The following is a 7661-nucleotide window of genomic DNA, read 5'->3' on the forward strand; positions in this document are numbered from 1 at the left end:
CGTCAAGGGCACCGGCGTCGGCGGCCGTATCCGCAAGCAGGACGTCATCGCCGCCGCCGAGGCGGCGAAGGCCGCCACCGCCGCCCCGGCCCCGGCCGCGGCGGCAGCGCCCGCCGCGAAGAAGGCCCCGACCCTGGAGGCCTCCCCGCTGCGCGGCCAGACCGTGAAGATGCCGCGGATCCGCAAGGTCATCGGCGACAACATGGTCAAGGCCCTGCACGAGCAGGCCCAGCTCTCCTCGGTGGTCGAGGTCGACGTCACCCGTCTGATGAAGCTGCGCGCCCGCGCCAAGGACGCGTTCGCGGCTCGTGAGGGTGTCAAGCTCTCCCCGATGCCGTTCTTCGTCAAGGCCGCGGCCCAGGCGCTGAAGGCGCACGCGCCGATCAACGCCAAGATCAACGAGGCCGAGGGGACCATCACCTACTTCGACACCGAGAACATCGGTATCGCGGTGGACTCCGAGAAGGGCCTGATGACCCCGGTCATCAAGAACGCCGGTGACCTCAACCTGGCCGGCATCGCCAAGGCGACCGCCGACCTGGCGGGCAAGGTGCGGGCCAGCAAGATCAGCCCGGACGAGCTGGCCGGCGCGACCTTCACCATCTCCAACACCGGTTCGCGCGGTGCGCTGTTCGACACGATCATCGTGCCCCCGGGCCAGGTCGCGATCCTCGGCATCGGTGCCACGGTCAAGCGTCCGGCCGTCATCGAGACCGAGGAGGGCACGGTCATCGGCGTCCGCGACATGACCTACCTGACCCTCTCCTACGACCACCGCCTGGTGGACGGTGCCGACGCGGCCCGTTACCTGACGGCGGTCAAGGCGATCCTGGAGGCGGGCGAGTTCGAGGTCGAGCTCGGTCTGTAGTTCCGGCGGCCCCGCGAGGGGCCGGGGATCCCGACGAGGCCGGACTCGGTCCGTGATCCCGTGACCGCCTGGTCCGCGGTCGCCGACACGGTCGTACGGTGCCCCCGTCGGGGAAGCTCTCGAGGCTTCCCTGGCGGGGGCACCGGCGTATGGAACGTGTAAGTCTCGTCTCACCTGGGCGAAAGCGCTCCCGTGCGCCCCTCCCGGGCGGGCTCGCCACCGTATTGTCTAAGCGTCGAAGCCCCCCGGGGTCCCACCCGCCGCCCGGCCACCACCCCTCAACGAGGCCCTTCGGGCCGCTGCATCGGATTCATGCCCCTCCCTAAGGAGCCCTCATGACCGCGCCCGTCGTCCACTCGCTGCGCGAACAGATCCGCGAGCACATCCTGGAAGGGATCATCAGCGGACGCTGGCAGCCGGGCGAGCGGATCGTGGAGCGGCGGATCGCGACCGAGCTGGAGGTCAGCCAGACGCCCGTACGGGAGGCGCTGCGCGAGCTGGAGTCGCTGCGGCTGATCGAGTCGGCGCCGAACAAGGGCGTGCGGGTGCGGAACCTCACGGCGGCCGACCTGGAGGAGAGTTACCCGGTGCGGGCCGGCCTCGAGGCGATCGCGGCGGAGCTGGCCGCGGAGCGGCTGGCGGAGGACTGCTCGGCGCTGGAGCCGCATGTCGCCGCGCTGTACGAAGCCGACCGGTTGTCCGACGGGACGGGGCAGGTGCGGCACACCGTGGGGTTTCACCGGGAGTTGGTGCGGGCGGCCGGGAACTCGGTGCTGCTGCACACGTGGGAGGGGCTCGGGATCGAGGTGTTCACGGCGCTGTCGATACGGTGGCTGGGGACGGTGCAGCAGTCCTACGCGGAGGAGCACGAGGAGCTCGTCGCCGCGTTCCGGCGGCGGGACCCCCTGATCGCGGACCTGGTCAAGGCGCACGTGCTGGGGTGTGCGCCCCGGGCGTGACGCCGGGAGTTTCTTCGCCCCCGCCGCCCCTTCCCGTCCCGTCCCCGGGGGCTGCGCCCCCAGGCCCCCTTCGCGCCCGCGCGGCGGAGCCGCGTATCAGCGCAACCCCGCGCCCCTCGGGGGCGCGGGGAACTGCGCGATCAGCCGAAACCGCCCGCGCTCTTCCGCGCACGCATCCCCTCACCTGCACAAACTCCCGACCGGACAGTCACCCCGTGCCACTTCCGAAGGCACCGCGTGCCGACTTTCTCGGTATCGAGAGATTTTGCCCCTCAACCCTTTGATCGATCATCGATCAGGGAGTTACAGTCGCCAGCGGGCTTGCACCCGAGCCCTCCGCCCTGTCCTGCCAAAGACACAAGGGCACCCCCCTTCGACTGAGGAAGGCGGCGACATGACGACCGACCCCAACGCCATCCAGCCGAGCGAGCTCGACCAGCTCCCGGACCGCGACCCCGAGGAGACCGCCGAGTGGCAGGCCTCCCTGGACGCCGTCACCGAGGCGGCCGGGCCGCACCGTGCCGCATACCTGATGCGCCGCACGCTGGAGCGTGCCGAGGGAGCCGGCCTCGCGCTGCCGAAGCTCCTCGAAACGGACTACGTCAACACCATCCCCACCGCCGCCGAGCCCGCCGTGGACGGCGACGAGGCGCTGGAGCAGCGGATCACCGCCTGGAACCGCTGGAACGCGGCGGCCATGGTGACCCGCGGCAGCAAGTACGGCGTCGGCGGCCACATCGCCACCTTCGCCTCCGCGGCCTGGCTCTACGAGACCGGCTTCAACCACTTCTTCCGCGGCAAGGAGGGTGACGGCTCCGGCGACCAGCTCTACATCCAGGGCCACGCCTCCCCCGGCATCTACGCTCGCGCCTTCCTCGACGGCCGGATCGGCGAGCAGCAGCTCGACAACTTCCGCCGCGAGGCCGGCGGAAACGGCCTGCCGTCGTACCCGCACCCGCGCCGCCTGCCCTGGCTGTGGGAGTTCCCCACCGTCTCCATGGGCCTCGGGCCGATCTCCGCGATCTACCAGGCGCGCTTCAACCGTTATCTGACCAGCCGCGGCATCAAGGACGTCTCCGACTCCCACGTCTGGGCGTTCCTCGGTGACGGCGAGATGGACGAGCCCGAGTCGACGACCGCGCTCACCCTCGCCTCCCGCGAGCAGCTCGACAACCTGACCTTCGTCATCAACTGCAACCTGCAGCGCCTCGACGGTCCGGTCCGCGCCAACTTCAAGATCGTGCAGGAGCTGGAGGCCCAGTTCCGCGGCGCCGGCTGGAACGTCATCAAGACGCTCTGGGGCACGGCGTGGGACGAGCTGTTCCGGCTCGACACCACCGGCGCCCTCGTACGACGCCTCCGCGAGGTACCCGACGCGCAGGTGCAGACGTACCAGACGCGCGACGCGGCCTACATCCGCGAGGACTTCTTCGGCAAGGACCCGGCGCTCGTCGAGATGGCGAAGCTGCTGAGCGACGACAAGATCCTCGAGTGCTTCCACCTCTCGCGCGGCGGCCACGAGTCCCGCAAGGTGTACGCCGCCTACAAGGCCGCGCTCGCCCACAAGGGCGCGCCGACCGTGATCCTGGCGCAGACGGTCAAGGGCCACACCCTCGGTGAGGGCTTCGCCTCCAAGAACGCCAACCACCAGATGAAGAAGCTGACGGTGGACGAGTTCAAGGCGATGCGCGACCGGCTGGAGCTGCCGATCTCGGACTCCCAGTTCGTCGACGGCCAGGTCCCCTACGTCCACCCGGGCGCCGACTCCCCCGAGGTCCGCTACCTCCAGGAGCGCCGCGCCGCCCTCGGCGGTCCGGCCCCGGCCCGCCGCGTGCACCCGGTCGCGCCGCTGCCGCAGCCCGCCGACAAGGCGTTCGCCGCCTTCGACAAGGGCTCCGGCTCGCAGAACGTGGCCACCACCATGGCCTTCGTCCGCCTGGTCAAGGACCTGGTCCGCGACAAGGAGACCGGCAGGCGCTGGGTGCCGATCGTCCCCGACGAGGCGCGCACCTTCGGCATGGAGAGCCTCTTCCCGTCCCTCGGCATCTACTCGCCGATGGGCCAGACGTACGAGCCGGTCGACCGCGACCAGCTCATGTACTACAAGGAAGCCAAGAACGGCCAGATCTTCAACGAGGGCATCACCGAGGCCGGTGCCATGGCCGAGTTCGTCGCCGCCTCGACGTCGTACGCGACGCACGGCGAGACGATGATCCCGTTCTACATCTACTACTCGATGTTCGGCTGGCAGCGCACCGGCGACCAGATGTGGCAGCTCGGCGACCAGCTCGGCCGCGGCTTCCTCGTCGGCGCCACGGCCGGCCGTACGACGCTGACGGGCGAGGGCCTGCAGCACGCCGACGGCCACTCGCCGGTCATCGCCGCGACCAACCCGGCGGCACTGACGTACGACCCGGCGTTCGCGTACGAGATCGGCGTCATCGTCAAGGAGGGTCTGCGCCGGATGTTCGGCGAGGCCCTGCCGGACGAGGACCAGAACGTCTTCTACTACCTGACGGTCTACAACGAGCCGCTGCCGCAGCCCGCCAAGCCGTCGGCCGCCGGTATCGACGAGGGCATCGTCAAGGGCCTGTACCGCTTCAACACGGCGGAGTCCGCGGGCCTGTCCCCGGCCGCGAACGCGCCGCGGATCCAGCTCCTGGGCTCCGGTACGGCGATCCACTGGGCGCTGAAGGCGCAGAAGCTGCTCGCCGAGGAGTGGGGCGTGGCCGCCGACGTGTGGTCTGCCACCTCGTGGACCGAGCTGCGCCGGGACGCCATGGAGGCGGACGAGGCGCTGCTGCGCGGCGAGGACCGGGTGCCGTTCGTCCGGCAGGCGCTGCAGGGCGCCGAGGGTCCGGTGCTGGCGGTCTCCGACTACATGCGCCAGGTCCCGGACCAGATCGCGCAGTGGGTCGAGCAGGACTACTCGTCGCTGGGCGCCGACGGCTTCGGTCTGTCGGACACCCGTGACGCGGCCCGCCGCCACTTCGGCGTGGACGCCGAGTCCATCGTCGTCGCGGCCCTGGCCCAGCTCGCCCGCCGTGGCGAGGTCCAGGCGGCCTCGGTGAAGGAAGCGCGCGAGAAGTACGGCCTGTGACGGCTTGATCGTGCAGGAGGCCCCCGCCTGTCAGGCGGGGGCCTCCTGCATGATGGGCCCATGCGCGCTGCCCGGCTCATCAAGATGGTGCTGCTGCTCCAGTCCCGGCCCTCCATGACCGCCGCCGAACTGGCACGGGAGCTGGAGGTGTCGGAGCGGACGGTCACCCGGGACGCGCAGGCGCTGTCGGAGGCCGGGGTGCCGGTGTACGCGGACCGGGGGCGGATCGGGGGCTACCGGCTGGTCGGCGGGTACCGGACGCGGCTGACGGGGCTGGCGCGCGGGGAGGCGGAGGCGCTGTTCCTGTCCGGGGTGCCCGGGGCGCTGCGCGAGATGGGGCTGGAGGACGCGGCGTCGGCGGCCCGGCTGAAGGTGTCGGCCGCCCTGCTGCCGTCCCTGCGGGACGCCTCCCGTACGGCGGCGCAGCGGTTCCATCTGGACGCCCCCGGCTGGTTCCACGAGCCGGACACGCCCGGGCTGCTGCCCGCGGTCGCGGACGCGGTGTGGGACGACCGGCGGGTCACCGCCCGGTACCGGCGCGACGCCGGCGAGGTGGAGCGGGAGCTGGAGCCGTACGGGCTCGTCCTCAAGGCGGGGGTCTGGTACCTGTGTGCGCGGGTCTGCGGGCAGGGTTCCTTCCGGGTGTACCGGATCGACCGGTTCACGGCGGTGAAGGCGGGCGAGGAGCGTTTCGAGCGGGCGGAGGACTTCGATCTGCCGGCGTTCTGGGAGGAGCGGGCGGAGCAGTTCGCACGGTCGATCCTGCGTGCGGAGGTCGTGGTGCGGCTGTCGGCGGAGGGGGTGCGCCGGTTGCCGCATGCCGTGGATCCGGCTGCGGCGCGGGAGGCGTTGGCGCGGGCGGGGGAGCCGGACGGGGGCGGGTGGGTGAGGGTGGCTCTGCCGGTGGAGTCCGAGGACGTCGCCCATGATCAGCTGATGGCGTTGGGGGCGGAGGTGGAGGTGCTGGCGCCGCCGTCCCTGCGGGAGCGGTTCGCGGCGGGGGCCGTGCGGTTGGCGGAGCTGTACGGGCGTTGAAGAGGGGCCCTTTCGATTCCCTGGTGCGGGTGGGGGTGCCCTCCGGGGGTTCCGCCCCCGCCGCCCCTTCCCGTCCCTGGGGACTTCGCGCCCGCGCGGCGGAGCCGCACACCGGCACGGCCCCGCGCCCCCGTGACCCGCGCCCCTGATACGTGCACTGCGGGTGCGTCGGTGGGGCGGAGGGTCGATGCTTGACCTCGTGATGGACGAGACGGAGTTCTGGGAGCTGGTGGACGCCGCCCGTGAGGACGCCGGGGGTGATCCGGAGGAGCAGGCCGATCTGTTGGTGGAGCGACTGCTGCGGCTGGACCCGGAGGCGGTCCTGGACTTCGCCCGTCACTTCGAGTCCCGGTACCACCGCGCCTACCACTGGGACCTGTGGGGCGCCGCATGGGTGCTGCTGGACGGGGCGAGCGACGACGCCTTCGACTACTTCCGGTGCTGGCTGATCGGCCAGGGCCGGGAGGTGTTCGAGGGGGCGCTGCACGATCCGGACTCGCTGGCCGGTCTGCTGGACGAGTTCGACGAGGAGGTCGACGGCGACGGCGAGGACCTCGGTTACGCGGCGGACGAGGCGTACGAGCAGCTCACCGGGACGGTGGCGCCCGACCTCGACCTGCCCCCGGCCCCCGCGGAGCCGGAGGGCACGCCGCTCGACTTCGAGAACGAGGCCCTGCTCGCCGAACGCTACCCGCGGCTGTGGGAGCGGTTCGGGGGCTGAAGGGCGAGCCGGTTCACAGGCGCCGGTGGGGGCTCGGCGCGTGGCGCAGGGGGGCCGCGTTGGCCTGCATGAGGGCTGCGGCGGTGTGGGCCGTGGGGCCCAGGACGACGGCGGCGGCGGCGCACAGGGCCGTCCAGGGGCGGCGCAGGGCGTCCGCCCAGGTGGTACTTCGGTCGGGCGTGTCGTTCATGGGACCTGCTCTTCGTTCCGTGTGTTCCGTGTGTCGTTGTCGTTCCGTACGGCGGTCTGGGTGTCGTCGGGCACGGTGTCCCCGGTCCCGCGTCCCTGGAGGCGGGCCGCCAGGGACCTGATCTCCGGGAGGCGGGCCTTGAGCGCGGCGCCCGGGCAGTCGGTCATGTAGCCGTCGCTGTGGCCGGCGACCGCGGGCAGGACGGCGGTGGTGCCGGCCGCGTAGCGGCTGCCGCCGTTGCTGGAGACCAGCCGGACGTCGGCGCGCGGGTCGGTGCCGGACGTGCCGAGCTTCCAGGCGGCCACGGCGGCGATCGCGCGCAGCATCTCCTGCGGCACCTCGGCCCCCTCGGTGAAGGTGCCCAGGGCGGCGATCCCGGTGGTGCGGTGGTTGAAGCCCTGGGTGTGGGCGCCGGTGACGGGGCGGTCGGTGCCGCCCGCGCGGCCCTCGTAGACGGTGCCGCAGCGGTCGACGACGAAGTTGTAGCCGAGGTCGTCCCAGTCGCGGGCGCCGGTCTGGCCTTCGTACAGGCCCCGGATGATGCCGGGGGCGTCGGCGCAGTCGTAGCCGTTGGGCGAGTCGGTGTGGTGGACGAAGACGGCGACGACCTCGTCGTCGTAGCGCGGCGGCGGCTGTTCCCGCTCGGCGTCGCCCAGCCAGCCGGAGCGGGGTACGACGGCCGGCGCCGGCGCATGGTGGGCGGCCGTGACCCGCGCGGTGGAACCCGCGGCGGAGTCCTCGGCGGCGTGCTCGACGCCGTGGGCGCACAGCACCAGGGCGACCGCGGC

The 7661-nt window shown here is 72.1% G+C and carries 7 protein-coding genes; 5 read left to right on the forward strand and 2 right to left on the reverse strand.

What is annotated here, in order from left to right:
• From B7767_RS44100 to B7767_RS44120, 5 genes are all read left to right on the forward strand, one after another.
• A partial coding sequence (locus B7767_RS44100) for a 2-oxo acid dehydrogenase subunit E2 (RefSeq protein WP_179167583.1) occupies positions 1-868 on the forward strand: 868 nt, incomplete at its 5' end.
• A 335-nt stretch (positions 869-1203) separates the two neighbouring features.
• Positions 1204-1827: a GntR family transcriptional regulator gene (locus B7767_RS44105; protein ID WP_085576668.1), complete on the forward strand. Its 624-nt coding sequence runs from the start codon at positions 1204-1206 to the stop codon at positions 1825-1827.
• A gap of 394 nt (positions 1828-2221) precedes the next feature.
• On the forward strand, positions 2222-4927 hold the full coding sequence (gene aceE, locus B7767_RS44110) for a pyruvate dehydrogenase (acetyl-transferring), homodimeric type (RefSeq protein WP_085576669.1): 2706 nt from the start codon (positions 2222-2224) through the stop codon (positions 4925-4927).
• Between the two features lie 60 nt (positions 4928-4987).
• A complete protein-coding gene (locus B7767_RS44115; protein WP_085576670.1) occupies positions 4988-5962 on the forward strand; it encodes a YafY family protein in 975 nt (324 codons plus the stop codon).
• A gap of 202 nt (positions 5963-6164) precedes the next feature.
• Positions 6165-6683, forward strand: a complete 519-nt coding sequence (locus B7767_RS44120) for a DUF4240 domain-containing protein (RefSeq protein WP_085576671.1) — start codon at positions 6165-6167, stop codon at positions 6681-6683.
• Between the two features lie 13 nt (positions 6684-6696).
• Here the strand turns inward: B7767_RS44120 and B7767_RS47190 are convergent, their stop codons facing one another.
• Positions 6697-6873 carry a hypothetical protein gene (locus B7767_RS47190; RefSeq protein WP_167748595.1) on the reverse strand — a complete coding sequence of 59 codons (177 nt, stop codon included), beginning with the start codon at positions 6871-6873 and terminating at the stop codon, positions 6697-6699.
• Positions 6870-7661: peptidoglycan recognition protein (locus tag B7767_RS44125; protein ID WP_107486690.1), on the reverse strand; the 792-nt coding region annotated here is incomplete at its 5' end. The genes B7767_RS44125 and B7767_RS47190, both read right to left, overlap by 4 nt.

It is taken from the genome of Streptomyces sp. 13-12-16 (genome assembly GCF_002114215.1).
In the GTDB taxonomy this organism is placed as follows: Bacteria; Actinomycetota; Actinomycetes; order Streptomycetales; family Streptomycetaceae; genus Streptomyces.

Coding starts and splice junctions, on each gene's coding strand:
- B7767_RS44120 (WP_085576671.1), top strand. CDS start 6,165: ATGGACGAGACGGAGTTCTGGGAGCTGGTGGACGCCGCCCGTGAGGAC.
- B7767_RS44115 (WP_085576670.1), top strand. CDS start 4,988: ATGCGCGCTGCCCGGCTCATCAAGATGGTGCTGCTGCTCCAGTCCCGG.
- aceE (WP_085576669.1), top strand. CDS start 2,222: ATGACGACCGACCCCAACGCCATCCAGCCGAGCGAGCTCGACCAGCTC.
- B7767_RS47190 (WP_167748595.1), bottom strand. CDS start 6,873: ATGAACGACACGCCCGACCGAAGTACCACCTGGGCGGACGCCCTGCGC.
- B7767_RS44105 (WP_085576668.1), top strand. CDS start 1,204: ATGACCGCGCCCGTCGTCCACTCGCTGCGCGAACAGATCCGCGAGCAC.